Source organism: Bacillus solimangrovi (assembly GCF_001742425.1).
In the GTDB taxonomy this organism is placed as follows: Bacteria; Bacillota; Bacilli; order Bacillales; family Bacillaceae_N; genus Bacillus_AV; species Bacillus_AV solimangrovi.
Map to the genome: position 1 here is coordinate 29611 of NZ_MJEH01000013.1, position 25181 is coordinate 54791.

The 25181-nt window shown below is 38.3% G+C and carries 28 protein-coding genes; all 28 read left to right on the top strand.

What is annotated here, in order from left to right; translation table 11 throughout:
- Positions 1-219: 219 nt before the first annotated feature.
- The 28 genes from BFG57_RS06355 (at position 220) to BFG57_RS06490 (ending at position 25127) form a co-directional block, all read left to right on the top strand.
- Complete coding sequence (locus BFG57_RS06355) at positions 220-411, top strand: AtpZ/AtpI family protein (protein WP_069716691.1); 192 nt, start codon at positions 220-222, stop codon at positions 409-411.
- Entirely contained in the window at positions 411-779 is a 369-nt protein-coding gene (locus BFG57_RS06360; protein WP_069716652.1) for an ATP synthase subunit I, read from the top strand. Before BFG57_RS06355 ends, BFG57_RS06360 begins: the two co-directional genes overlap by 1 nt.
- Positions 780-801: 22 nt before the next feature.
- Positions 802-1512, top strand: a complete 711-nt coding sequence (gene atpB, locus BFG57_RS06365; RefSeq protein WP_069716653.1) for a F0F1 ATP synthase subunit A — start codon at positions 802-804, stop codon at positions 1510-1512.
- Between the two features lie 49 nt (positions 1513-1561).
- Positions 1562-1774 (top strand): F0F1 ATP synthase subunit C, encoded by a 213-nt coding sequence (gene atpE, locus BFG57_RS06370; protein WP_069716654.1) that lies wholly within the window; start codon positions 1562-1564, stop codon positions 1772-1774.
- 241 nt (positions 1775-2015) lie between these two features.
- Complete coding sequence (gene atpF / locus BFG57_RS06375; protein WP_069716655.1) at positions 2016-2546, top strand: F0F1 ATP synthase subunit B; 531 nt, start codon at positions 2016-2018, stop codon at positions 2544-2546.
- Entirely contained in the window at positions 2543-3088 is a 546-nt protein-coding gene (locus BFG57_RS06380; protein WP_069716656.1) for a F0F1 ATP synthase subunit delta, read from the top strand. Before atpF ends, BFG57_RS06380 begins: the two co-directional genes overlap by 4 nt.
- Positions 3089-3105: 17 nt before the next feature.
- On the top strand, positions 3106-4620 hold the full coding sequence (gene atpA / locus BFG57_RS06385; RefSeq protein ID WP_069716657.1) for a F0F1 ATP synthase subunit alpha: 1515 nt from the start codon (positions 3106-3108) through the stop codon (positions 4618-4620).
- A 100-nt stretch (positions 4621-4720) separates the two neighbouring features.
- A complete protein-coding gene (locus tag BFG57_RS06390) occupies positions 4721-5587 on the top strand; it encodes a F0F1 ATP synthase subunit gamma (RefSeq protein ID WP_069716658.1) in 867 nt (288 codons plus the stop codon).
- Positions 5588-5670: 83 nt separating this feature from the next.
- On the top strand, positions 5671-7089 hold the full coding sequence (atpD, locus tag BFG57_RS06395; RefSeq protein WP_069716659.1) for a F0F1 ATP synthase subunit beta: 1419 nt from the start codon (positions 5671-5673) through the stop codon (positions 7087-7089).
- 155 nt (positions 7090-7244) lie between these two features.
- Positions 7245-7646 carry a F0F1 ATP synthase subunit epsilon gene (locus BFG57_RS06400; RefSeq protein WP_069716660.1) on the top strand — a complete coding sequence of 134 codons (402 nt, stop codon included), beginning with the start codon at positions 7245-7247 and terminating at the stop codon, positions 7644-7646.
- A 190-nt stretch (positions 7647-7836) separates the two neighbouring features.
- Positions 7837-8211, top strand: a complete 375-nt coding sequence (locus BFG57_RS06405; RefSeq protein ID WP_069716661.1) for an NADH-quinone oxidoreductase subunit A — start codon at positions 7837-7839, stop codon at positions 8209-8211.
- A complete protein-coding gene (locus BFG57_RS06410) occupies positions 8202-8720 on the top strand; it encodes a NuoB/complex I 20 kDa subunit family protein (RefSeq protein ID WP_069716662.1) in 519 nt (172 codons plus the stop codon). The genes BFG57_RS06405 and BFG57_RS06410 overlap by 10 nt, the downstream gene beginning before the upstream one ends.
- Positions 8717-9868, top strand: coding sequence for an NADH-quinone oxidoreductase subunit C (locus BFG57_RS06415; RefSeq protein ID WP_069716663.1), 1152 nt, complete (start codon positions 8717-8719; stop codon positions 9866-9868). The genes BFG57_RS06410 and BFG57_RS06415 overlap by 4 nt, the downstream gene beginning before the upstream one ends.
- A gap of 5 nt (positions 9869-9873) precedes the next feature.
- Complete coding sequence (locus tag BFG57_RS06420; RefSeq protein ID WP_069716664.1) at positions 9874-10974, top strand: NADH-quinone oxidoreductase subunit D; 1101 nt, start codon at positions 9874-9876, stop codon at positions 10972-10974.
- Positions 10974-11975: an NADH-quinone oxidoreductase subunit NuoH gene (gene nuoH, locus BFG57_RS06425; RefSeq protein ID WP_069716665.1), complete on the top strand. Its 1002-nt coding sequence runs from the start codon at positions 10974-10976 to the stop codon at positions 11973-11975. Before BFG57_RS06420 ends, nuoH begins: the two co-directional genes overlap by 1 nt.
- Positions 11976-12250: 275 nt before the next feature.
- Positions 12251-12670 carry an NADH-quinone oxidoreductase subunit NuoI gene (gene nuoI / locus BFG57_RS06430; RefSeq protein ID WP_069716666.1) on the top strand — a complete coding sequence of 140 codons (420 nt, stop codon included), beginning with the start codon at positions 12251-12253 and terminating at the stop codon, positions 12668-12670.
- A complete protein-coding gene (locus BFG57_RS06435; protein ID WP_069716667.1) occupies positions 12667-13179 on the top strand; it encodes an NADH-quinone oxidoreductase subunit J in 513 nt (170 codons plus the stop codon). The genes nuoI and BFG57_RS06435 overlap by 4 nt, the downstream gene beginning before the upstream one ends.
- Positions 13176-13490 (top strand): NADH-quinone oxidoreductase subunit NuoK, encoded by a 315-nt coding sequence (gene nuoK / locus BFG57_RS06440; RefSeq protein ID WP_069716668.1) that lies wholly within the window; start codon positions 13176-13178, stop codon positions 13488-13490. The genes BFG57_RS06435 and nuoK overlap by 4 nt, the downstream gene beginning before the upstream one ends.
- Positions 13491-13758: 268 nt before the next feature.
- Positions 13759-15630, top strand: coding sequence for an NADH-quinone oxidoreductase subunit L (gene nuoL / locus BFG57_RS06445; RefSeq protein ID WP_069716669.1), 1872 nt, complete (start codon positions 13759-13761; stop codon positions 15628-15630).
- The gene (locus tag BFG57_RS06450; RefSeq protein WP_069716670.1) at positions 15627-17147 is read left to right on the top strand and encodes a complex I subunit 4 family protein; all 1521 of its coding nucleotides are present in this window, start codon (positions 15627-15629) and stop codon (positions 17145-17147) included. Before nuoL ends, BFG57_RS06450 begins: the two co-directional genes overlap by 4 nt.
- Before the next feature lie 4 nt (positions 17148-17151).
- Entirely contained in the window at positions 17152-18660 is a 1509-nt protein-coding gene (nuoN, locus tag BFG57_RS06455; RefSeq protein ID WP_069716671.1) for an NADH-quinone oxidoreductase subunit NuoN, read from the top strand.
- 178 nt (positions 18661-18838) lie between these two features.
- Positions 18839-19072 (top strand): DUF1146 family protein, encoded by a 234-nt coding sequence (locus BFG57_RS06460; RefSeq protein ID WP_069716692.1) that lies wholly within the window; start codon positions 18839-18841, stop codon positions 19070-19072.
- A gap of 201 nt (positions 19073-19273) precedes the next feature.
- Positions 19274-20023, top strand: a complete 750-nt coding sequence (locus BFG57_RS06465; RefSeq protein ID WP_069716672.1) for a YwmB family TATA-box binding protein — start codon at positions 19274-19276, stop codon at positions 20021-20023.
- 163 nt (positions 20024-20186) lie between these two features.
- A complete protein-coding gene (gene murA, locus BFG57_RS06470) occupies positions 20187-21512 on the top strand; it encodes a UDP-N-acetylglucosamine 1-carboxyvinyltransferase (RefSeq protein ID WP_069716693.1) in 1326 nt (441 codons plus the stop codon).
- A gap of 219 nt (positions 21513-21731) precedes the next feature.
- Entirely contained in the window at positions 21732-22745 is a 1014-nt protein-coding gene (gene spoIID, locus BFG57_RS06475) for a stage II sporulation protein D (RefSeq protein WP_069716673.1), read from the top strand.
- A 235-nt stretch (positions 22746-22980) separates the two neighbouring features.
- The gene (gene spoIIQ, locus BFG57_RS06480) at positions 22981-23808 is read left to right on the top strand and encodes a stage II sporulation protein SpoIIQ (protein WP_069716674.1); all 828 of its coding nucleotides are present in this window, start codon (positions 22981-22983) and stop codon (positions 23806-23808) included.
- 729 nt (positions 23809-24537) lie between these two features.
- Entirely contained in the window at positions 24538-24720 is a 183-nt protein-coding gene (locus BFG57_RS06485) for a hypothetical protein (protein WP_069716675.1), read from the top strand.
- Between the two features lie 104 nt (positions 24721-24824).
- Positions 24825-25127: a DUF4212 domain-containing protein gene (locus BFG57_RS06490; RefSeq protein WP_069716676.1), complete on the top strand. Its 303-nt coding sequence runs from the start codon at positions 24825-24827 to the stop codon at positions 25125-25127.
- The last annotated feature ends 54 nt before the right edge of the window (positions 25128-25181 follow it).

Consider the following 25181-nt stretch of genomic DNA (forward strand, 5'->3'; position numbering starts at 1 on the left):
GCAAATATTTGCTGAATTTTCAAACAGTTGAAAAATGAATTCATTTCTACTACATACGCATTGACATTGTATTATCCCTATTGTATGCTAACTAAGGATATACCATAATAAGGTTTAACTATGTAGAATAGTGTACGTCTAGCTGAGTGAAAATTCACATTTTCAGAAAAAAAGGAGCGCTCATGATTGAATAATGACAAACGAAGCCCTTTTCGAGCAATGGCTTTGATGTCTGCCATTCTTTCGCAATTAGCAGGCTCAGTCTTAATCGGTATTTTCTTAGGAAGATGGATCGATAATAAACTGGGTACAATGCCACTCTTTTTAATCATCGGATTACTCCTCGGTTTGTCTACAGGTGTTTATGCTACCTTACATTCAATTCGTCATTTTTATGGAGAAGAAAACTGATGTCTCAATTTAATCAAATGTATAAACGTCAAAGAAAATCCATAATTAATGCGCTTACAATTTTTCTAATTGGATGGGGCATTACATCGTACAAAGCAGTATTCTTAGGATTATCTATAGGAACTGCAGTAGGATTGTACAATTACTGGATGATGGTTAGGAAAACAGACCGTTTCATGGAAAAAGTTGCCTCAGGACAGAGCGCCCGTTCATTAGGGATGATCTCAAGGATGGCATTAGCTGGACTAGCTGTTCTTGTTGCGTTAAATTATCCAGACAAGATTCATTTGGTAAGTGTAATAATTGGAATAATGACTCCTTATATCGTCATTATGATAGATAGTTTAGTTCAAGCCTTTCGCAAGTAGCTGAAAGTGAGGTGAAACTGAAGTGGAACATGGTGCTTACATTGTTAAATTTTTAGGTATGACATTTAATATGTCAAACGTTCTCATGATTAGTGTAGCATCCTTAATTACTTTTCTAATTGCTGTTACAGCAACTCGCTCCTTGAAGATGCAACCAACAGGTATGCAAAACTTTATAGAGTGGGTAATTGATTTCGTAAAAGGAATCATTGGGAGTACAATGGATTGGAAAACTGGTGGACGTTTCTTAACATTAGGATTGACACTAATGATGTATATTTTCGTGTCTAATATGTTAGGATTACCATTCGCAGTAATAATAGGGGACAACCTCTGGTGGAAGTCACCAACTGCCGATCCTACGATTACTTTAACTCTAGCAGCAATGGTTGTAGCTTTAACTCATTTTTATGGGATTAAGCTTAAGGGTGCAGGCGAATACGGTCGTGATTTCCTAAGACCGATGCCGTTTTTACTCCCATTGAAAATCATTGAGGAGTTTGCAAATACGCTAACTCTTGGTCTGCGTCTTTACGGTAATATCTTTGCAGGTGAAATTCTTTTAGGGTTACTAGCGGGTCTGGCAACTACCGGTATAGCTGGGACACTTGGTGCTATCGTGCCAACGCTGTTATGGCAAGCGTTTAGTGTTTTTGTAGGTACAATTCAAGCATTTATCTTCACTATGTTAACAATGGTATATATGGCACACAAAGTGAGTCATGACCATTAATATTTTATAAAAAACAAAAAATTCAGTAAATAAGAAGGAGGACTTTTTCATGGGTCTTTTAGCAGCTGCAATTGCAATTGGTTTAGCAGCACTTGGTGCAGGTATTGGTAATGGTCTTATCGTAAGTCGTACAGTAGAAGGTGTCGCTCGTCAACCAGAATTACGTAGTGCTCTTCAAACAATTATGTTTATCGGGGTTGCGTTAGTTGAGGCGATTCCAATCATCGCAGTAGTTATTGCATTCATCGTAATGGGTCAATAATTACGTGTGTAATAATCTACATATTGCAATTAGATATTGAACTTATTCAATTAGTTCGTAATGGCGAAGATCGTACAATGCGATACACTTCGCCATTACTTTATGTAGGTATGCAAAGTTTTAATTCGTAATAATTTTTACCCTAGTTTTAATTCATTAAAACCATTTTTGATGAATTTTATGGCAGTTTTCCATAAAGTTAACACGGAAAGCTGGATGACTCTTGAAGGGAGTGAACACCGTGCAGTATGGTGCAGAACTTTATGTTTTAGGTGCTGGTGGAGCGTTTGGATTTAATCTAGGCGATGTATTATTTCAGCTTACAATGTTCCTAATCTTGTTAGCACTTTTACGCAAATATGCTTTCGGTCCAGTTCTGGGCATTATGAAGGAACGTGAAGAGCATATTTCAAATGAAATTTCTGAAGCTGAAAAAAGCCGCAAAGAAGCTGCCGCACTCGTTGCTGAGCAACAAGGAGCGTTAAAAGCAGCGCGACAAGAGGCGCAGGGATTAATTGAGAATGCTAAGAAAATAGGCGAGCAGCAAGAGAAAGAATTGCTTGAGAAAGCTCGTAGTGAAGCAGCTCGTTTGAAAGAAGCTGCATCGAAAGAGCTTGAACAAGAGAAGGACCAAGCAATTGCCGCTTTACGTGAGCAAGTATCTTCCTTGTCTGTATTGATTGCTTCTAAAGTAATTGAGAAAGAACTTAGTGAACAGGACCAACAACAATTGATTAATGAATACATTAAAGAGGCAGGAGAGTCACGATGAGCCAAAACATAGTTGCTAAGCGTTATGCTGAAGCTCTCTTTTTATCTGCTAACGAACAAAATAAACTGAATGAAATTCGTGCAGAATTGAAAGCAGTTTATGATGCGTTAGTGAATCATAGTGATTTCTTACTGTTGTTGAAAAATCCAAAACTTACAAAAGAAGCGAAGAAAGACTTAGTCAAGGACGCTTTTTCAAGTTGTTCACAAATTGTTATAAATACACTTTTCTTATTAATTGACCGTAAACGTGAGGAAGTAATTCTTGAAATTATTGAGAATTATTTCGAGCGAGCGAATGAAGCACAAGGTCTTGCAGATGCAAAAGTATACTCTGTTCGTCCTTTAACCGCTGACGAAGAAAAAGCGCTTTCTGAGTCTTTCGCTAAAACAGTTGGTAAGAAAGAGCTTCATATTACAAATATCGTTGATACAGACTTACTTGGCGGTGTAAAACTACGAATTGGAAATACAATTTTCGATGGTAGTGTCAAAGGTAAGTTAGATCGCATTGAAAGACAGTTAGTTTCTGTAAAACGCTAAAGATAGGGGTGAATTTCATGAGCATTAACGCAGAAGAAATTAGTGCGCTGATAAAAAAGCAGATTGAAAATTATCAGTCAGATATTCAAGTAAGTGATGTCGGTACAGTTATCCAAATTGGTGATGGTATCGCGCGTGCTCATGGACTTGACAATGTCATGGCTGGTGAACTTGTTGAGTTTTCTAATGGTGTCATGGGACTGGCACAGAACTTGGAAGAAAACAACGTTGGTATCGTAATCCTAGGTCCTTACACGGATATTCGTGAAGGTGACGAAGTACGTCGTACTGGTCGCATCATGGAAGTTCCTGTTGGGGAAGAGCTACTAGGACGTGTAGTTAATCCACTAGGTCAACCAGTAGACGGTTTAGGTCCAATTGAAACAACTAAATCACGACCAATTGAAGGACAAGCACCAGGTGTTATGGCTCGTAAATCAGTACATGAGCCACTTCAAACAGGTATTAAAGCGATCGATTCATTAATTCCAATCGGTCGAGGTCAACGTGAATTAATTATCGGTGACCGTCAGACAGGTAAGACAGCTGTAGCAATCGACACGATCCTTAACCAAAAAGACGAAGATATGATTTGTATCTATGTTGCAATTGGTCAAAAGGAATCTACTGTTCGTGGGGTAGTTGAAACACTACGTCAACACGGCGCATTAGATTATACGATTGTTGTTACAGCTAGTGCGTCTCAACCTGCTCCATTGCTATTCCTTGCACCATATACAGGTGTAACGATGGGTGAGGAATTCATGTATAACGGTAAGCACGTTCTTGTTATTTACGATGACTTATCAAAACAAGCTTCTGCATACCGTGAGCTTTCATTATTACTTCGTCGTCCACCAGGTCGTGAAGCATTCCCAGGGGATGTATTCTACTTACACTCTCGTCTTCTAGAGCGTGCAGCGAAGTTAAGTGATGCTCTTGGAGGCGGTTCTCTAACAGCATTACCATTTATTGAAACACAAGCAGGTGACGTTTCTGCTTATATTCCAACGAACGTTATCTCAATTACTGATGGACAGATTTTCTTACAATCTGACTTATTCCACTCAGGCGTACGTCCAGCCGTGAACGCAGGTCTTTCTGTATCACGTGTAGGAGGTTCTGCCCAAGTTAAGGCGATGAGGAAAGTATCAGGGACACTTCGTCTGGACCTTGCTTCATATCGTGAATTAGAGGCATTTGCACAGTTTGGTTCTGACCTTGATAAAGCTACTCAAGCAAAGCTTAATCGAGGTGCCCGCACTGTAGAAGTTCTGAAACAAGGATTGCATAAACCTCTTTCAGTTGATAAGCAAGTTGCAAGTTTATATGCATTAACAAAAGGTTTCCTTGATGACATTGCTGTAGAAGATATTCAACGCTTTGAAGAAGAATATCACACTTGGTTAGAGCATAACAAAAAAGATATGCTTAACCATATTCGTGGGACAGGTAACTTGCCTGAAGATGAAGAATTCAAAGCTGCAATTAATGAATTTAAGAAATCTTTTATTCCTTCGAATAACAATTAAGCAACCTCATCAACGACATTAATGAAAACTGAGTGTTCAAAGAGTGAGTGACGTTTGTCCAATACACTCTTTGAATACCAATTGAAGGTGGTGAGATCGAGTGGCATCTTTACGCGACATTAAAGCGAGAATTACCTCGACAAAGAAAACGAAGCAGATTACAAAAGCTATGCAGATGGTATCTGCCTCTAAGTTGAATCGTGCTGAAATGAATGCGAAATCATTCGTTCCATATATGAATAAAATTCAGGAAGTTGTTGCAAGTATCGCACTAGGTAGCAATGGTGTGAATCATCCGATGTTAGAGAGCCGTGATGTTAAGAAAACAGGTTATCTAGTTATCACTTCAGACCGTGGCCTAGCTGGGGCATATAATAGTAACGTACTTCGAAATGTTTACCAGAAGATTCAGGAACGACATAACTCTACAGATGAGTACGGTATTATCGTTATGGGTCGTGTTGGACGCGATTTCTTTAAAAAGCGCAACATGCCTATCATTGAAGAAATTGTTGGAGTTAATGATGAACCGTTGTTTTCTGATATAAAGGATATTGCTAGTAAAGCTGTAAAATATTTTGCTGAAGGTACATATGATGAACTTTATATGTACTATAACCACTTTGTGAGTGCAATTCAGCAAGATTTCACTGAGAATAAGCTTCTACCGCTAACAGACTTAGCTGGAGAGGTAGATGGAACAGCATTAAGTTCGTATGAATACGAACCATCTCAAGAAGAGATTTTAGAAGAGCTGTTACCACAATATGCCGAAAGCCTAATCTACGGTGCATTGCTCGATGGTAAAGCAAGTGAGCATGCGGCTCGTATGACAGCGATGAAAAGTGCAACTGATAATGCAGATGACCTTATTAGTACACTTACACTTTCTTACAACCGTGCGCGTCAAGCAGCAATTACCCAAGAGATCACTGAGATTGTCGGCGGTGCAGCAGCACTAGAATAGAAGCTTAGTGTTCCAACGAAATGACTTGTAGAAGAAAAAGATTCACTACAAAGTCACGATGAAGTCAGTTAGGAGGGAAAACGATGAATAAAGGACGTATTACCCAAGTTTTGGGTCCAGTTGTTGACGTTAAGTTCGAAAGTGGTCAACTACCGGAAATTTATAACGCCCTTAAGGTTGAATATAATGCAAATTCAGAGTCAGATTCAAAGACTGATTTGACTTTAGAGGTTGCCCTTCACCTAGGTGACGATATGGTTCGTACTGTTGCGATGGCATCTACAGATGGTATCATGCGTGGTATGGACGTTTTAGATACAGGTGCACCAATTTCAGTTCCAGTAGGTGAAGTAACACTTGGTCGTGTATTCAACGTTTTAGGTGATAAGATTGACCTTGATGAGGAGCTTCCAGCGGACACGCACCGTGATCCAATTCATCGTCTAGCACCGAAATTTGAAGAGTTATCAACAGAAACTGAAATTCTTGAAACTGGAATTAAAGTAGTTGATTTACTTGCCCCTTATATTAAAGGTGGAAAAATCGGTCTATTCGGTGGTGCAGGTGTAGGAAAAACGGTATTAATCCAGGAGCTTATTAATAATATCGCTCAAGAGCACGGTGGTATTTCAGTATTTGCCGGTGTAGGAGAGCGTACTCGTGAAGGTAATGACCTTTACTATGAAATGAAAGACTCTGGAGTAATTAATAAAACGGCAATGGTATTCGGTCAAATGAATGAGCCACCAGGTGCACGTCAACGTGTTGCCCTTACTGGTTTAACAATGGCTGAACATTTCCGTGATGAACAAGGTCAAGACGTACTATTGTTCATCGACAACATTTTCCGTTTCACGCAAGCTGGTTCAGAGGTATCAGCCCTACTTGGTCGTATGCCATCTGCCGTTGGTTATCAACCAACTCTTGCAACTGAAATGGGTCAATTACAAGAGCGTATCACTTCTACAAATAAAGGTTCGATCACATCTATTCAAGCAGTATATGTACCTGCCGATGACTATACTGACCCGGCACCGGCTACAACATTTGCTCACTTAGATGCAACAACGAACCTTGAGCGTAAATTGTCTGAGATGGGTATCTACCCTGCGGTGGATCCACTTGCATCAACTTCACGTGCTCTTTCACCTGATATTGTTGGTGAAGAACACTATAATGTTGCACGTCAAGTACAGCAGACACTACAACGTTATAAAGAACTTCAAGATATTATCGCCATCTTAGGTATGGATGAATTATCTGATGAAGATAAACAGACTGTTAGCCGTGCACGTCGAATTCAATTCTTCTTATCACAGAATTTCCACGTTGCAGAACAGTTCACTGGACAAAAAGGTTCTTATGTACCTGTTCAGGAAACAATTAAAGGGTTTGGTGAAATCCTTGATGGTAAGCACGATGATCTTCCAGAAGATGCGTTCCGCCTAGTAGGACGTATTGAAGAAGTTGTCGAAAAAGCGAAAGAAATGCAAGGAGCATAATTATTAGAAGCTCAGTAGGAGAAGAAGGATAGCTGTTATGAATGTGTTCATAAATGGTAGATAAGTCCAACAATAGTTACCATGAACTGGTTGAACACTTCGTCTAGAAATAGTTTACACTTTTCCTGCTGGATCTAATAATAGGAGGGTTCTTTATGAGTACGATGAAAGTTAGTGTCGTTACACCTGATGGCCCAGTTTATGAAACTGATGTGGAAATGATCAGTGTAAAAGCATTGAGCGGTGAATTAGGTATCTTACCTGGTCATATTCCGATGGTAGCTCCGCTTTCAATTAGTGCGGTTCGCTTGAAGAAGGATAACGAAACACACTTGGTCGCTGTTTCTGGTGGCTTCCTAGAAGTAAGAAAGGGACAAGTGACTATCCTTGCTCAATCAGCTGAAATACCATCAGAAATTGATCCAGAACGAGCAAAGGCTGCGAAAGAACGAGCTGAGCGTCGTCTTAAAAATGGTCCAAAAGATAATATGGATTCGAAACGAGCTGAATTGGCATTGAAACGTGCCATCAATCGTTTAAATGTAACAGGTATGTAAAAATAGCCTTAAGGATATGTCCTTAGGGCTATTTTTTATTATGTAAATAAAATTATTAATACAATTGTGAAAACTTACTCTGACTGTTTTTATGTTAGATGCTGAACACTTATCGACACAAATATTGGTATTTGCTATAATAAGGGCGGTTACAAAAAGTTCAGAATAATCAAGGTTTGGAGGGGGAGGTATGACAGATTTCTTTCAATATCAAAACAATTACCTGATTGTTGTTGCTTTTCTGTTATTGGGGATTCTCTTACCTGTTGTAGCTTTAACGGCGGGACGTTTTCTGAGACCAAATAAACCAACTATTGAAAAGCAAACAACTTATGAGAGTGGGATTGAACCCTTTCATGATGCACGTGTACGTTTTAATGTGCGTTATTATATTTTTGCATTAATGTTCGTTATTTTTGATGTTGAAACAGTCTTTTTATACCCGTGGGCAGTAGCCTACGATAAGTTAGGTATATTTGCTTTAATTGAAATGTTAATATTTGTTGTAATGTTATTGATTGGACTAATTTATGCATGGAAGAAGAAGGTGTTGAAATGGAGCTAAACTTAGAGAATATAACTCCTGAAGAGCACGAAGAATTAAAACGTAATGTATTCTTTACCACGTTAGAGCAATTGAAAGCTTGGGCGCGGAGTAACTCCATTTGGCCAATGACATTTGGGCTTGCTTGTTGTGCAATTGAAATGATGGGTGTGGGAGCATCTCACTATGACCTTGACCGATTTGGATCATTTTTTCGAACTTCACCAAGACAATCTGATTGTATGATTGTTTCTGGAACAGTTACGAAGAAGATGGCTCCAATTGTAAAACGTCTATACGATCAAATGCCTGAACCGAAATGGGTAATTGCTATGGGTTCATGTGCAACAGCTGGAGGACCTTATGTGAAATCATACGCTGTTGTAAAAGGTGTTGATCAAATCGTACCAGTGGATGTCTATATTCCAGGATGTCCACCGAATCCTGCTGCACTAATTTATGGGATTAATAAATTGCAGGAAAAAATTCGCTATGAAGCTAAGACTGGGAAGCCGGTGATTAATCAATGACCGATAAAGATAATGAACAGTTGAAACGAGAAGCCGCTGAACGTGCAAAAGAATTAGCTAGAAAAAAGCTTGCTGAAAAAAAGTTAAATGAAGAAACGAAAGCGATTTCAAAAGAAGATGAAGCGAAAGCGAAGGCAGCTGCAGCAGCAAAGGCGAAAGCAGCGGCACTAGCGAAGCAAAAAGCAAAACAGAAAGCAGAATCGGAAACTAGAAGTAGTGACGAAGAAAAGGCAAAAGCGAAAGCGAAGGCAGCCGCAGCAGCAAAGGCGAAAGCAGCGGCACTAGCGAAGCAAAAAGCAAAACAGAAAGCAGAATCGGAAACTGGAAGCAGTGACGAAGAAAAGGAAAAAGCGAAAGCGAAGGCGGCTGCAGCAGCAAAGGCGAAAGCAGCGGCACTAGCGAAGCAAAAAGCAAAACAGAAAGCAGAATCGGAAACTGGAAGCAATGACGAAGAAAAGGCAAAAGCGAAAGCGAAGGCAGTTGCAGTAGCAAAGGCGAAGGCTGCAGCAACTGCAAAAATGAAAGCAAAGGGGACAGCTTCTTCAACGGATGATGAGAAAGCGAAAGCGATTGCAGCAGCAAAGGCAAAAGCAGTCGCAGCTGCCAAAGCTAAAGCAGCAGCAACTGCTAAAGGAACTACTAGTGATGATACCGAAGAGGAAAAACCTTCACCAAACCAACCTTTACTTGATAAGTTTATAAATGTTATCAATAGTAACTTAGGCTCTGACCTATTAGAAGATTCATATATTAATCGTTTATCAAAGGATGTACCAACATTTGTTGCAAAACGAGATACATATTTTAAGCTTGCTGAATTTCTTAAATACAATGAGCAGTTAAGCTTTGAATATTTAAGTGAGTTGCACGGAACCGATTTTGAAACACATATGGAAGTCTATGTTCATCTATACTCTTATAAAAATCGTCAATCAGTAGCGTTAAAAGTGAAAATTGACCGCGAAAAGCCCGAAATTGAGTCATTGGCAGGTGTTTGGAACGGTGCAGATTGGCCAGAGCGTGAAGCTTATGACTTATTAGGAATCGTATTTACTAATCATCCTAATTTAAAGCGCATTCTATTAGCAGATGATTGGATTGGGCATCCGATGCGTAAAGACTATGAGCCATATGATGTGGAGGTGTAGCTCAAATGATTAGAACGGAAGAAATGTTATTAAATGTAGGTCCACAACATCCAAGTACACATGGAGTTTTCCGTCTCGTTCTAAAAATTGACGGGGAAATAATTACTGAAGCTACACCTGTAATCGGTTACTTGCATCGTGGAACAGAAAAGTTGGCCGAAGATTTACAATATACTCAAATTATCCCATATACAGACCGAATGGATTATCTCTCAGCAATGACAAACAACTATGTCCTTTGTCATGCTGTTGAGACGATGATGGATCTTGAGGTTCCTGAGCGTGCTGAATATTTACGGGTAATTGTTATGGAGCTTGGACGATTAGCAAGTCATCTCGTTTGGTACGGAACATATTTATTAGATATTGGCGCATTAAGCCCGTTTTTATTTGCATTTCGTGAACGTGAGATGATCATAAACTTACTAAACGAACTCTCAGGTGCTCGTCTTACATTTAACTATATGCGTGTAGGTGGTGTGAAATGGGATGCACCAGACGGATGGATTGATAAAGTAAGAGAGTTCCTTCCTTATATGAGAGAACAGCTAGCGGGTTACCATGAGCTTGTAACAGGTAATGAGATTTTCCTTAACCGTGTTAAAGGAGTAGGTCAGTATACTCGTGAAGAAGCATTGGAATATTCACTAAGTGGAGTTGGTCTCCGTTGTACGGGTGAAAATTGGGATTTACGAAAAGATGAACCATATTCAATTTATGACCGCTTTGATTTTGATGTACCAACACGCACAGGTGGTGATGCGTGGGCAAGGTATGAGTGCCGTATGGAAGAAATTGAACAATGTATTCGAATTGTTGAACAAGCAGTCGAACAATTTCCAAGTGAAGGCAAGATCATGGCAAAAGTTCCACGAATTATTAAAGCTCCAAAAGGTGAAGCATATGTACGAATTGAGTCTCCGCGTGGTGAAATTGGTTGTTATATTGCAAGTGATGGTAAGAAGGAACCGTATCGTTTGAAATTCCGTAGACCATCATTTTATAATTTGCAAATTCTTCCCAAATTGTTAAAGGGGCAAAATATCGCCAATGTAGTTGCTATTTTAGGTAGTATTGATATCGTACTTGGGGAGGTTGATGGCTAATGATTGATAGTTTATTGCAGTCATCTCCTACTGTATGGACTTTTGGGGCTTTCTTTGCATTAGGTGCAGGGTTGCTTGCCGTTGTGCTTGGTTTTGTAACGTATGGTATCCTTGCTGAACGTAAAGTTATGGGATTTATGCAGGCTCGTCTAGGTCCATCACGAGTTGGAGGTAAATGGGGGTTGCTCCAAACAGTAGCTGACGTTTTGAAGCTCTTATTAAAGGAAGATTCCATTCCAAAGGCAGCTGATAAACCATTATTCGTTCTTGCCCCTGTGTTAGCGTTCGCACCGGCATTTATGGTCCTTGCTGTTATGCCATTTACTGAAGTCTTCCATTTTGCTGATATTGGTATTGGGTTATTGTATTATATTGCTATTTCAGGTATCACGACAGTTGGTGTTGTGACTGGTGGATGGGCTTCGAATAATAAATATGCATTACTTGGTGGTATGCGTGCAGCTGCCCAAATGATTTCGTATGAGATTCCACTCGTTATGTCAGTAATTGGTGTTGTGTTATTTGCAGGAACCCTTAATTTAATGGAGATTGTTGAAGCACAGAAGAATGTTGCATTTATTTTCTTGCAACCAATTGGTTTTGTTGTTTTCTTCATATCTGCAGTAGCGGAACTTAACCGAACACCGTTTGATTTACCTGAAGCTGAGTCAGAATTAGTAGCTGGCTTCCATGTCGAATATTCAGGTTTTCGTTGGGCATTTTTTATGCTTGCTGAATATGTATACTTTTTTGCAATGTCGTCACTCATTACAGTTTTATTCCTAGGTGGTTGGAACCCTATTCCGTTTTTAGGTTTTATACCGGGTCCAATCTGGTTTGCATTGAAGTTTAGTGCGATTGTATTCGTGATGATTTGGTTCCGTGCTACATTTCCTAGGGTACGGGCAGACCAGTTAATGGAGTTTGCATGGAAAGTTTTATTACCAATCGCGTTAGCTAATATTTTCTTAACTGCAATTGTGAAAGAATTATTCTTTTAATGCTTAAGCAAAGAAAGAGGACAAAAAGTGCATAGTAAATCAGGACAATATTGGGTCGAGTACTAGACCGTATGTATTTTAATACGTGAGGAACTTAGAGACATGTTGTAGCAGAGGTGCTATTGCGATTTTTATTCAGATTTTTTGAACAACCTCTTTTAAATAATAATTAAAGCAATTAATTCATCACCCGCAGTAGGGAACGTCAATGCCTTTTTATAACTGAATAAATTGAAGAAGGCGCTTGATTTAGCAAAAAGTAAAGGGGTGGGAGTATGCTCGGTTTAGCAAAAGGATTGAAATTTACCCTAAAGAGCTTAACGAAAAAGGGTGTAACGTATGAATATCCAGATAAACCACTTCCAGTACCAGATCGTTTTAGAGGTATTCAGAAGTTTTATCCGGAAAAATGTATTGTCTGTAATCAGTGTGCGAATATTTGCCCAACTGACTGTATTCAGTTGACAGGAAAGAAACATCCAGACCCGAATAAAAAAGGAAAAGTCATTGATACGTATGATATTAATTTCGAAATCTGTATTTTATGTGATTTGTGCACAGAGGTATGTCCAACAGAAGCGATTGTCATGACGAATAATTTTGAGCTTGCTGAATATAGCAGAGATGATCTTTTCAAGAACTTAGAATGGCTTGATGAGAACGATGAGAACGTACGAGAGGAGAATAAGGCATGAGTGGTGAATTTTTCATATTTACAGTTTTGGCGTTCATTGCGATTATTTGCGGTGTACTCATGCTGAACTTAACGAAAGTAGTTCATATGGTTGTTGCTCTCGTATTTTCGTTCTTATCTATTGCAGGGTTATATGTGTTACTCTCTGCAGAGTTTGTCGCTATTGTGCAAGTTCTTGTCTATTCAGGTGCAATTACAATCATCATGTTATTTGGTATTATGCTTACCCGTTACAATGATGAGGGAGAACAAAAGGCATCAACGATGCGCATGCTTCTCGTAGGGATTGGGACAGCTGTGTTCTTTTTGGTTATCTACTTAGGTATCCATGATTTAACACTTGGAGATCAAGCGACAAATCTGCATATTGATAATACTCAAAAAATAGGAATTGAGCTTTATTCAAAGTATGTTATTCCATTTGAGCTAACATCTGTTGTTCTTCTAGTGGCATTAATTGGGGCTATTATTTTAGCTAAGAAGGATGATGAGGAGGCAGAGAACGAATGAGTAATATCCCATTATCTGTTTACTTAGTAACGGCTTTAGCATTATTTTGTATTGGGTTGTTCGGTGCATTAACGAAACGTAACGTTGTAATCGTGTTAATTTGTATTGAGCTTATGTTAAACGCAGCGAATATAAATTTTGTTGCGTTTAGTAAATATGGAGTTAATCCAAATATTACAGGACAGGTCTTCTCATTATTTTCGATTTCGATTGCAGCTGCTGAAGTTGCAATTGGGCTAGCGATCTTAATTGCACTATATCGCAATCGTTCAACTGTAAATGTAGATGAAGTGAACTCGATGAAACATTAGTTTAAGATCGTGTTCAAAAAGGGCGGAGAAGAACAAGGCGGTGAAGGTTTGAGCACCGAAATGTACGTTTGTAGTGTACATGAGGAGCGGAAAAGCAAGCCAACGCAGTTATTCGATAGTCATTCTTCCCGAACTTTTTGAACAACCTCTTTAAGAAGATTATCTGGGGTATAATTCAAATCACTTCGATTAGTTTCGCTTGGGATAATGCCTAGTTGTACAGAAGAATGACTCACATCCTGTGAGCCAAGAAGGGGATTGTGATAGGATGATGGAAAATGCATGGCTAATACCGCTCTTTCCTTTTCTTTCATTTATCTTCCTAATATTATTTGGGAGAAAGATGAAAGAGAATAGTGCCTATGTTGGGATGCTTGCTACGTTAGCGTCGCTCGTTATATCAATTGGTGCATTATTTGCTCGCTTTCAACACGGTAATGTAAAGGTAGAGGGTACATGGCTAACAATTCAAAACGTGAACTTAACGTTTGGTTTTGAAGTTAATCAACTAAATGCACTCATGTTAGTGATCGTTTCACTTGTTAGTTTTCTCGTACATATGTATTCGAAAGGTTATATGAAGGGAGATGACCGAATCAGTGTCTTTTATGCTTATCTCGGTTTGTTTACCTTTGCAATGCTTTCATTAGTTATTTCCCCTAACCTGCTTCAAGTTTATATGTTTTGGGAACTTGTTGGTTTAGGATCATTCTTGTTAATCGGTTTTTATTTTTATAACGGAGATGCAAAGGCAGCTGCCAAAAAAGCATTCATTGTCACTCGTATCGGTGACGTCGGTTTCTTCATCGGTATTATGTTGATATTTTGGCAGGTTGGTAGTTTTGAATATGATGAGATTTTTAAAGCTGTTCAATCAGGAACAATCGACACAAGCACGCTAACATTAGCAGCAATATTGGTTTTTGTAGGAGCAGTTGGGAAGTCTGGTCAATTTCCTCTACATACGTGGCTTCCTGATGCAATGGAAGGTCCTACGCCAGTTTCAGCATTAATTCACGCAGCGACAATGGTAGCAGCTGGTGTCTATCTTGTAGCATCATTATTTCCTCTATATGAAGCAAGTGAGACAGCGATGTCAACTATTGCTTTCGTTGGCGGATTTACTGCCATTTTTGCAGCAAGTATCGGGCTTGTTCAAACCGATATTAAGCGAGTTCTCGCTTATTCAACAGTCAGTCAGCTCGGTTATATGATGTTGGCTTTAGGTTCAGCTGGATATGTAGCAGGAGTTTTTCATTTGATGACGCATGCTTTCTTCAAAGCATTATTATTTTTAGCGGCAGGTAGTGTTATTCATGCTACAAATACTCAAAACATTGAAGAAATGGGCGGTCTTTGGAAGAAGATGAAGTTTACAGGCCCACTATTTTTGATTGGAACATTAGCAATTAGTGGTGTGCCATTCTTCTCAGGTTTTTTTAGTAAAGATGAAATATTACTCGCTGCTTGGGCAGATGGAAGATACGAACTATTCTGGGTAGCCGTTATTGCAGCATTATTTACTGCTTTTTATATGTTCCGATTGTTTTTTATGGTGTTTACAGGTGAACCTCGTAGTGAGCAAAAACATGTTCATGAATCACCAGCTGTAATGACGATTCCGATGATTGTGCTCGGTTTTTTAGCAATCTTCTCAGGATATGTGAATACACCATGGTTTGGAACTTTCCTAGGAGATTGGTTAACTGATGGCACGTTAATTGCACATGCAAGTGAGCATATTGCAGGTGCTGAATGGATTATGATTCTAGCCGTCGGTTCTTCTGTAATGGGGATCTTCCTTGCATATTTAATCTATGGAAATCAATTTATTGGACGTGATTGGTTAACGAAATATAGCATTACACCACATACGATACTATATAACAAATATTTTGTTGATGAATTTTATAATATGACTGTTGTTTATGCAACACGTACGGTCGGTTATTTATTCCGTTACATTGATGAATTCATAGTGGAAGGGATTGTTGGTGCAACTGCAGCCTTTACCCATGGACTCGGTAGAATTGGCTCACGGTTACAAAATGGTCAAGTTCAAGTATATGGTGCTGTTGCATTTCTCGGACTGACTGTACTTCTCGTAATCCTTGCTGTAACAGGGGGGTATTTTGGATGAGTGGAATGTTACTTTCAATGTTAGTTTTCTCCCCGTTGGTAGGGATTGTTATATTAGCTTTTTTACCGAAAAATAATGAAAAGCTTATTAAAATAGTAGGGTTTTGTGCAACGCTCTTGCCATTGATATTAGCTTTTATCATTTATGGTGGCTTTAATCAAGCTGAAACAAATAGTCAATTTGTAGAAAGTTATCGATGGCTTGCATTTGGTGATAGTAAGGATTTACCGATTCAGCAACTTGTTATTAATTATGAACTTGGTATTACCGGTTTATCACTAGTGCTCATTTTGTTAACAGCAATCGTTGCCACATTAGCATCAATTGCATCGATTCATATTAAGAAGGAGTGGAAAGGTTATTTCATGCTCTTTCTACTATTAGAGCTAGGCATGCTCGGTGTATTTGCATCTGAGAATTTACTCTTATTCTTTGTGTTTTTTGAGTTAACACTTGTTCCAATGTTCTTCTTAATTGGAAAATGGGGGTACGATGACAAAGAGCGTGCGGCATATTCTTTCTTAATCTTTAACGGAATTGGATCTGCGATTTTATTAATCGTATTTGCTGCTCTGTTTGCGAAGACAGGCACATTAAATATTAACCAACTCGTAGAGATAATGTCGTTCCCAGATAAACATCTTGCTAATTTTGGAATTTCAGAAAGTTTTCGTTTCGGTATAGCAACTGCATTGCTCATTGCATTTGGAGTAAAGCTTCCGATCTTTCCATTGCATAGTTGGATGTTGCGTGTACACGTACAAGCACCACCTGCTATCGTTATGATTCACTCTGGTATTCTACTAAAGATTGGTGCGTACGGATTAATTCGTTTAGGAATTGGGGTTTTTCCAGATGAATTTCAGAGTATGGCAGCAGTGTTAGCAGTGCTTGGTGTTATAAACTTGCTTTATGGAGCTTTCCTTGCTCTTATTCAATCTGATTTTAAAATGGTGCTTGCATATTCAAGTATTTCTCATATGGGTATTGTTTTAATAGGATTAGGTGCAATGAATAGTTCAGGAATACAAGGAGCAATTTTTCAAGTTATTTCTCACGGATTAATATCAGCACTCTTGTTCTTCCTCATTGGTGTCATATATGAACGTGTTGGTACGTCTAGAATTGATAATTTGGGTGGATTAGCGAAGGTTATGCCAATTACGTCAGGATTTCTATTAGCGGGTGCAATGGCATCACTAGGGTTACCAGGTATGTCAGGGTTTGTTAGTGAGTTTATGGCATTCCTTGGGTTGTTTGGGACAATGCCACTTATCGCAGCGATTGGTGCATTAGGGATTATTTTAACAGCAGCCTATTTATTGCGAGCAGTATTAAACGTAACGTTTGGTAAAACGAAAACATACAAAAATGAAATTCGAGATATTCAGCCAATTGAGGCCGTCCCGATTGTTGTGTTACTTGGATTTATCATTGGTATTGGCGTCTTTCCGAACATCTTATCACAATCATTACAAACGACATTAGAATTAATCATGTTAGGGATAGGGGGGTAAGCATATGGATCTCGAAACATTATTAAGCTATCAATGGGGTGCTATGGCTCCAGAATTCGTGATTCTTGGCGTTGCAACCCTACTCTCATTACTCGATTTATTCATGAGCAAAGACAAAGATAGAAAGAAGCTTGCATGGGTTGGTTTAGGTGGTATTATTATTGCGCTCATTTTCTTACTTGGGCAGCTAAACGATCCAGTGACGATTATCCTACATGAAACGTATCGCTTAGATTCGTTTGCTAAAGCATTTAAGCTAATCTTTCTTGTTGGTGGTGCATTTGTCTTCTTAATAGCAGCTAGCTATGAACCGAAGGAAGGATTGCAAGATCGTGGAGAATTTTACTATTTATTTTTGACGGCGATGCTTGGTGCAATGATGATGGCTTCAAGTGCGGATTTGATCACATTATATGTTGGTCTTGAATTGCTATCTCTTTCTTCGTATATTTTAGTTGGTTTACGTAAGAAAAATAAGCAATCGAATGAAGCGGCATTAAAATATGTCATTAATGGTGGAATTTCAACAGCGATTACGTTATTTGGAATGAGTTATATTTACGGTCTTTCAGGTTCTACAAACTTATATGAAATAAGTAATCAGCTCGGTGGTTTATTAACTGGAGAATTGCAATATATCGCTTCAATTGCGTTCTTGATGATGTTTGTCGGTTTGTCATTCAAAATTGCGGCAGTACCTTTTCAAATGTGGGCACCAGATGTATATCAAGGTGCACCAACACCTGTAACAGCTTTTCTGAGTGTTATTTCTAAGACGGCAGGGTTTGTTATTATCCTTCGTTTATTTGTTGTTACTTTTATCCAAGCACCTGGTATTGGCGGGCAGTTACCGTTAATTGTTTCAATGCAAAGCTATTTAGCTGTTATTGCCGGTGTGACTATTATTATTGGGAACACGATTGCATTGAAACAACATAATATGAAACGTTTATTTGCATATTCTAGTATTGCGCATGCTGGTTATTTAATTGTACCGTTTGTTGCTTTCTCAGCTTTCATGTTTGAAAGCATCTGGTTTTATCTCATTGCTTACTTATTTATGAATTTAGGGGCATTCGCTTTGCTTCAAGTGATGATTAAACAATCGGATAGTGAAGATGTGACTGCGTTTGCAGGATTATATGAACGTTCACCTTGGTTAGCGATTTTAATGAGTATTTTCATCCTCTCATTAGCAGGTATTCCTGGTACAATGGGTTTCATCGGTAAATTTAACATTTTTGTCGGCATACTCACCGCACGTCCATCTCATTACATGTTAGCGGCATTAATGATGACAGGTACAGTTATTTCGTATTTCTATTATTTCAAAATCATGCAACAAATGTTTTTCCGTCGTGCCTCACAAGTGACTGCAATTAAGCTTCCAGTAGGTATTACCGTTGTTGTTGTTTTATGTGCACTAGGTACGTTACTGTTTGGGATTTTACCTAATGTAGCAATGGATTTCTTTTATGAAAGCTTTAATTTTACAGACTTTTTTAGTCAATAATGAAACATATATTATAATAAAGTGAAAATCCTTTACAAGGGGATAATCTTACATTCTTAACGTATGTTTGATTGAAGCGGCAAGTGTACTTTTTTTAAAAGTGTTAAAGTGGAGGGCATTTTTGATGCTCTCTTCTTTTTTTGAAAAAGAATTTCATATAGGTTGGAGGTATGAATTGATGGAGGTTAATATTGCACAGCAGGCGATGCTTGGGATAATCGTTCACCTTGCTTTTTTCGCAATTACGTGGTGGGCATTACAGGGGATAAAAATTGAAATGATCCTGAAGAAAGGCAAGGTAGGTCACGCTAGAGTATTGCTCATTTTATTAACGATTACAATTGGATCAGCAGTGAGCAATTTCTTTTTGGATTATCTGTTTTGGTCTCGACAAATTCCAAATTTGTTTTAAAAGAAAGAACTTGCAATCGTATTTAGAGTATCCGTTATGTAAAACTTTTATGTTAATTTTCTCAGTGGATAGTTGATGAAAACGAAGAATGCTTAATCTTCAACAACCTTCGCTCCTTAACCGTCGAAAGAAGGCGGAAACTTTCATGTATGTCAGGGCAAATGACGGAAACAATGAAAGTAAGAGAAGGAGTGAGGGATTTTGAAATATTATCGTGGCATTATGCTTTTTATATTATGCATGTTTACTTTATTATTCATAAACCATACTGGGGAGACAAAAGGAAACGATTATGATTTGGAACGGTTGGTTGTAGCATTCCAAAATCAGGATATATCAATTGAAAATTGGAACATGTATGCACGAGAAGAAAAGGTTCGGCTTGAAACTTATGATGAGTTTGAGGCAGAAGTGAAAAGGTTGGCTAAAAAGGTTGAAGACTTCACGTGGTCTTTTGAAAGAGAAGAGCATATGTGGAAGGCTATTGCTGTTAAACATGATCAAAAATTGAACATCACCGAGAAAATCCTCTTAACTGCATACCCTACAAAAAAAAACCATCAAACGTATTTAATTTATGATATTGAAGGGGAAAAGTGGGATCATGGACAATGGTCTCATGTATCAGACCGTATTGTCGATAGTTCATCTAAAATTTTCCAGAAAACTCCCCAATTTTATTCTTGTGTAAGTGGACATGCTGGTGATATGATGAAAGGTGTTTTGCAAACTTTTTCAGATAATGTACTGGAGGAGCTAGGTGCTCAACCAGTTAGTCGGTTAATTGAAGATAACTTCATATCTATTTCTGCATATTCTAAACAGTTCTCACAAGAAATTGCACTTTATGATCAGGACAAAATGAACCTTCAAGTAGGTATACGCCAACAAGGAATGGGCGGCGTAACTACGGTAACGATAGGCACACCTATAATCACGCTTGAATATTAATATAGTGCATGTAACTAGCTCAATAAATAGACAGGAATAGGTTGAGAAGAGGGTAAAACGCGTAAATCAATAATAAAATCATTTCTATTATCTCAATCGTCATTGGTGGTAAATTATAATTCAATAATAGGATTTCGATTCTATGGACGCGGAGGGGAATGTCTTGGATAAAATTATCATCCGCGGCGGCAGGAGCCTTGCCGGCACGGTTAAGGTCGAAGGGGCGAAAAATGCCGTTCTGCCTGTCATCGCAGCAACACTACTCGCAAGTGAAGGGAAGAGCATTATTAACGATGCACCTCCACTAGCTGATGTATATACGATTAACGAGGTTTTACGTTATTTAAATGCAAATGTTACATTTCAAAATAAACAAATTACAGTTGACGCATCAAGAATATTAACGACAGAAGCACCATTTGAATATGTTCGTAAAATGAGAGCATCGGTACTCGTTATGGGCTCCCTGCTAGCTCGTAATGGCCACGCTCGAGTAGCCCTTCCTGGCGGTTGTAATATTGGTTCAAGGCCAATTGATCAGCACTTGAAAGGCTTTGAAGCCATGGGTGCAAGTGTGAAAGTCGGTAACGGTTATATTGAAGCTAGTGCACCTGAACGTTTGAAAGGTGCAAAGGTGTATCTCGATTTCCCAAGTGTCGGTGCTACAGAGAACATTATGATGGCAGCAACGCTAGCTGATGGTCGAACAACGATTGAAAATGCGGCGAAAGAACCGGAAATAGTTGATCTAGCTAATTTCTTGAATAAGATGGGTGCGAATGTTCGTGGTGCTGGAACGGGAACGATACGTATCGATGGAGTAGATAAGTTAAGAGGCGCTGAGCATACAATGATTCCTGATCGGATTGAAGCTGGCACATTTTTAATCGCTGGTGCACTTACGAAAAGTGAGATCTTTGTTGAAGGTGCAGTACCTGAGCATCTTAGTTCACTAATTGCTAAGATGGAAGAAATGGGCGTTCGTTTCAAGTATGAGCAGGATGGTATACGAGTTATTCCGACTGATATGCTTAAAGCAGTCGATGTGAAGACAATGCCACACCCAGGTTTTCCAACTGATATGCAAGCTCCAATGATGGCTTTGTTATTACAGGCTGAAGGAACAAGTATGATTACTGAAACAGTCTTCGAAAATCGTTACATGCATGTGGAGGAGTTCAGACGCATGAATGGTGATGTTAAGATTGAAGGTCGATCAGCAATCGTAAATGGACCAATGAATTTGCAAAGTGCAGAAGTATCAGCAACGGACTTACGAGCAGCAGCTGCACTTATTATTTCAGGACTTATAGCAGATGGCTATACTCGAGTTGGTGAATTACATCATTTAGATCGGGGTTATGTTGATTTTGTTGAGAAATTAGCTGCGCTTGGTGCAGATATTGAACGCGTCCAAGAGCAAGAAGAGAGTAATGAAAGTGAAACAATTCAATCGATTTCTCAAACAGCAAAAACGAATCTTGCTTAAAAGAAGCTCATTTCGAGCTTCTTTTTTTATAAGAATTACATTTATTCTGTAGTGTTAGTTGATAAATGATTGTATATTCTTAATCGAAATAAATAAGTATGAAGGTCTTATATTATTTCATATTGTTTAATGATGAAATATGTTTGAATGAGTTCTAAAAGGTTGTCCACCTCCATACTAATAGTAATGCACATAGTGATTAAATGGAGGAATATTTGGATGAAATCATGGAAACCTTATGTTATTTTACTTGCAGCTCTTTTTACAGTCGTCTTAGTGCTTCCAACGTTACTAGTAATACCTTTTACATCAGAAGTCGACAATTCTCATTCTGTGCAACAACCATCAAAATCTCAACCTGAACTAGGAGATGATGTCGTAGAAGTTGCAGTCTATCGAAGTAATGCAAAAACGATTGAAAATGTACGACTTGAGGAATATGTGAAAGGTGTCGTTGCTTCAGAAATGCCTGCAGAATTTGAAATTGAAGCATTAAAGGCACAAGCATTAACGGCAAGAACTTACATTGTGAAGCAAATGTTAAGTGACAATGCGGTAGGTTTGCCAGAAGGTGCAATGGTTACAGATACAATAATGCATCAAGTCTATAAGAGTCCAGAAGAATTAAAGGGGATTTGGGGAACAGATTACCAATGGAAGATGGATCGAATTCATGAGGCAGTTCAGGCAACGAGAGGGCAAGTTATTACGTATGAAGGTCATCCGATTACAGCATCTTTTTTCTCTACAAGTAATGGTTATACAGAGAATTCAGAAGACTATTGGCAAAACCCGTTTCCGTATTTACGCAGTGTTGAAAGTCCGTGGGATAAAAATTCTCCAAAATTCTCTGCCGTAAAAGTATTTCCAATCCAAGAATTTGAAAATTTACTCGGTGTAAAGCTCGGGGCTGATACATCGGTTGGTAAAGTAATTGCACAGACAGAAGGGCAACGAATAGCAAAGATTCAGATTAATAATAAAGTGTTCACAGGGCGGGACATTCGAACGAAACTAAGTTTGAACTCATCTGATTTTTCACTTTCTCGAGAAGGCGATAAAATTGTAGCTAAGACGAGAGGTTGGGGACACGGAGTAGGGATGAGCCAATATGGTGCAAATGGTATGGCGAGTGAAGGTAGTGAAGCACCTGATATTATCGCACACTATTATCAAGGTACAAATATATCATCAATGACTCCATTCACTACGAAATGGGTAGTTAAAAAATAATAGAGGATAACAAAGCGACTTACTAAGTAACCATTAGTAAGTCGCTTTGTATTTTTAAAAAATTTCATTGCTTAACGGAACTATAGGTTTTCATTAATTGTAAGTAATCTAGAAAATTTTTTTAATCATATGCATAATTTAAATGACTTTGTCGAAAAATAAATAGAAAAAAATTTATATGAATTAGTATATTATTCTTGCGATCTGATCAGAATGGTTCGTGAGGTGATAAATAATGAGAGATGAAGAAAAACAAATTCTTTCAAAGGGATCAAAATGGCAACGAATGCTTCGCAAAAAATGGGTATTTCCAGCAATTTATTTAGCAAGTGCAGCATTGATCCTTACAGCAGTTCTTTGGTTCCAAAATGGTCGAGATAATGCAACTATCATTCCGGAAGAAGAACAAGAACAAACGAAAGTGTCTTATAGAAATGAAGAGGCTGTACCAGTTAACTTAACAGAAGAATCATTACTGATGCCTGTGGAGAATGAAGATTTAGTTGTTATCCATAAGGGCTTTTATGATTTCGATTCAACAGAGGAAGAACAGCAAGCAGCTCTCGTTTTCTATAATAATACTTACCACCAAAGCACAGGTATTGATCTTGTAACAGAGAGCGGCGAGTCATTTGAAGTTCTTGCTTCAGCAAGTGGTACAGTTATTACAGCTGAGAAGGATGCGTTGCTTGGAAATGTCGTTGAAGTAAAGCATGATAATGGTATCGTTACAATGTACCAAAGTCTTGAAGATGTTCGAGTTGAAGCTGGTCAAGAAGTTGAGCAAGGACAAGCAATTGGTATTGCAGGCAGTAACGTTTTCAATCAAGACGCAGGTGTTCACGTTCATTTCGAAATTCGTGCCAATGGAGTTGCAGTTAATCCAGTAGATTATCTAGGTCAACCTTTATCTGAAATTGTTGCAGATATGGAGAATGGGACTGAAGAAGAACGGGTTACAGAAGAAACAGATAGAAACAACATTGAGGACGAAGAGGAAGCACCAATTGATGATCAGGAAGAGCAAGAGACACCTGAAGAAGAAACTAACCAAGGTGCATAAGCTGATAGAGCTGGAAGTGTAGACTTCACACTTTCGGCTTTTTTTTGTGCAGTTGAAAGAACTCACTACTTGTTATAGATTTTAAAAATTTAGAAAATATTCCATTATAACCTTGACGAGCACACTGTACTGAATTAATATATTAAATAAAATTAACAGAAAATTCTAACGTTAATAACCACTCTTTCGGAGTAATTATTGATAAAAATTATATTGTTAACGCTTACATATAAATTTAAAGTATAGCTGTTTTGGCAACGTTATTCAATATAACATACACATATTCGGCGACGCATATAAGAGAATGAAAATAATCTTTGTCTACCTCTTTGTCATATCACTTCATAAAATCATTCACTACTTCTACAACAATAGTACACACTTCATTTCTATAAACACTTATCCAACAAGAGGAAATTGGATTTCTAAAGTTTAGCAACAAACACTTAGAATATTATGAAAACATTTAACGAAATAGTAAAAAGGATAGGCGATCAATTACAGTCATGCCCCATTAGAGGTTGTTAGAAAATGCGGAGAAAATTGCATTCACATCTCTTCGTTCCTCAAGTAGCTACATGAATATGTACTTGAGATTGAGCCCATGTTTCTTGATCTGCTCGTCACATTTTGACCTCTTTTTTAACGTGTACTATTAACAAAAAATTCAAATTAGAGTATCAAAGGTTTTATGTACAGTTGCATTAATTAGTAAGGGGGGAGTAACGGATGTGGATTGTAGTATTGTTTGCGGCAATTACAATTTTTTCAGTTGTGTTTGGATTGAAGCTACAGAAGTTATATTTATTAGCAATGCCGTTTGTCGCATTATTTGTATACATGGTCATCAAAATAGCAATGGTACCGCTACCTTTTTGGGAAACGGTTCAGCTTATTTTTGATTTGCAGTAAGTTTTTTCAGGAAATTTAGGGGGGTGATGATACGCGTCTGTAACGAATTGTTAATCGATGATGGGGAGTTCTTGGGATGAGAATAAATTAAGGGGGAGATGTAATTGAGAAAGATTGACAAAGCAAAAGCGGATGCGTATTTCCGTGCGAGGACGATCAGTATTTTAATCTATCTCGCAATTGGAATGATTTTTTCTTTTGGTATCGCTATCAATGCTGAAACTTTATTTAATATGACAGTAAATGGGATGCCATTACCATATTTCATGGGTGCTCAAGGGGCAATTGTTTTGTTCATTGTTTTATTGTTCGTAAATGCAATTGTCAGTGATGCTATTGATAGAAAGTTTGGAATTGACGAGTCAAAAAATGAATCAATTAGTAGCGGTAGTACGCTCGATCATTAATAAGAGCTGTTCGTTTGGGGGAGCTAATACTTGCTGAGATGTGATAAATAAAGG

Excerpts from the sequence above, each read along its gene's own strand:
- BFG57_RS06355 (WP_069716691.1), top strand. The coding sequence starts at position 220 with ATGGCTTTGATGTCTGCCATTCTTTCGCAATTAGCAGGCTCAGTCTTA.
- BFG57_RS06360 (WP_069716652.1), top strand. The coding sequence starts at position 411 with ATGTCTCAATTTAATCAAATGTATAAACGTCAAAGAAAATCCATAATT.
- atpE (WP_069716654.1), top strand. The coding sequence starts at position 1,562 with ATGGGTCTTTTAGCAGCTGCAATTGCAATTGGTTTAGCAGCACTTGGT.
- BFG57_RS06380 (WP_069716656.1), top strand. The coding sequence starts at position 2,543 with ATGAGCCAAAACATAGTTGCTAAGCGTTATGCTGAAGCTCTCTTTTTA.
- atpA (WP_069716657.1), top strand. The coding sequence starts at position 3,106 with ATGAGCATTAACGCAGAAGAAATTAGTGCGCTGATAAAAAAGCAGATT.
- atpD (WP_069716659.1), top strand. The coding sequence starts at position 5,671 with ATGAATAAAGGACGTATTACCCAAGTTTTGGGTCCAGTTGTTGACGTT.
- BFG57_RS06400 (WP_069716660.1), top strand. The coding sequence starts at position 7,245 with ATGAGTACGATGAAAGTTAGTGTCGTTACACCTGATGGCCCAGTTTAT.
- BFG57_RS06405 (WP_069716661.1), top strand. The coding sequence starts at position 7,837 with ATGACAGATTTCTTTCAATATCAAAACAATTACCTGATTGTTGTTGCT.
- BFG57_RS06410 (WP_069716662.1), top strand. The coding sequence starts at position 8,202 with ATGGAGCTAAACTTAGAGAATATAACTCCTGAAGAGCACGAAGAATTA.
- BFG57_RS06415 (WP_069716663.1), top strand. The coding sequence starts at position 8,717 with ATGACCGATAAAGATAATGAACAGTTGAAACGAGAAGCCGCTGAACGT.
- BFG57_RS06420 (WP_069716664.1), top strand. The coding sequence starts at position 9,874 with ATGATTAGAACGGAAGAAATGTTATTAAATGTAGGTCCACAACATCCA.
- nuoH (WP_069716665.1), top strand. The coding sequence starts at position 10,974 with ATGATTGATAGTTTATTGCAGTCATCTCCTACTGTATGGACTTTTGGG.
- nuoI (WP_069716666.1), top strand. The coding sequence starts at position 12,251 with ATGCTCGGTTTAGCAAAAGGATTGAAATTTACCCTAAAGAGCTTAACG.
- BFG57_RS06435 (WP_069716667.1), top strand. The coding sequence starts at position 12,667 with ATGAGTGGTGAATTTTTCATATTTACAGTTTTGGCGTTCATTGCGATT.
- nuoK (WP_069716668.1), top strand. The coding sequence starts at position 13,176 with ATGAGTAATATCCCATTATCTGTTTACTTAGTAACGGCTTTAGCATTA.
- nuoL (WP_069716669.1), top strand. The coding sequence starts at position 13,759 with ATGATGGAAAATGCATGGCTAATACCGCTCTTTCCTTTTCTTTCATTT.
- BFG57_RS06450 (WP_069716670.1), top strand. The coding sequence starts at position 15,627 with ATGAGTGGAATGTTACTTTCAATGTTAGTTTTCTCCCCGTTGGTAGGG.
- nuoN (WP_069716671.1), top strand. The coding sequence starts at position 17,152 with ATGGATCTCGAAACATTATTAAGCTATCAATGGGGTGCTATGGCTCCA.
- BFG57_RS06460 (WP_069716692.1), top strand. The coding sequence starts at position 18,839 with ATGGAGGTTAATATTGCACAGCAGGCGATGCTTGGGATAATCGTTCAC.
- spoIID (WP_069716673.1), top strand. The coding sequence starts at position 21,732 with ATGAAATCATGGAAACCTTATGTTATTTTACTTGCAGCTCTTTTTACA.
- spoIIQ (WP_069716674.1), top strand. The coding sequence starts at position 22,981 with ATGAGAGATGAAGAAAAACAAATTCTTTCAAAGGGATCAAAATGGCAA.
- BFG57_RS06485 (WP_069716675.1), top strand. The coding sequence starts at position 24,538 with ATGTGGATTGTAGTATTGTTTGCGGCAATTACAATTTTTTCAGTTGTG.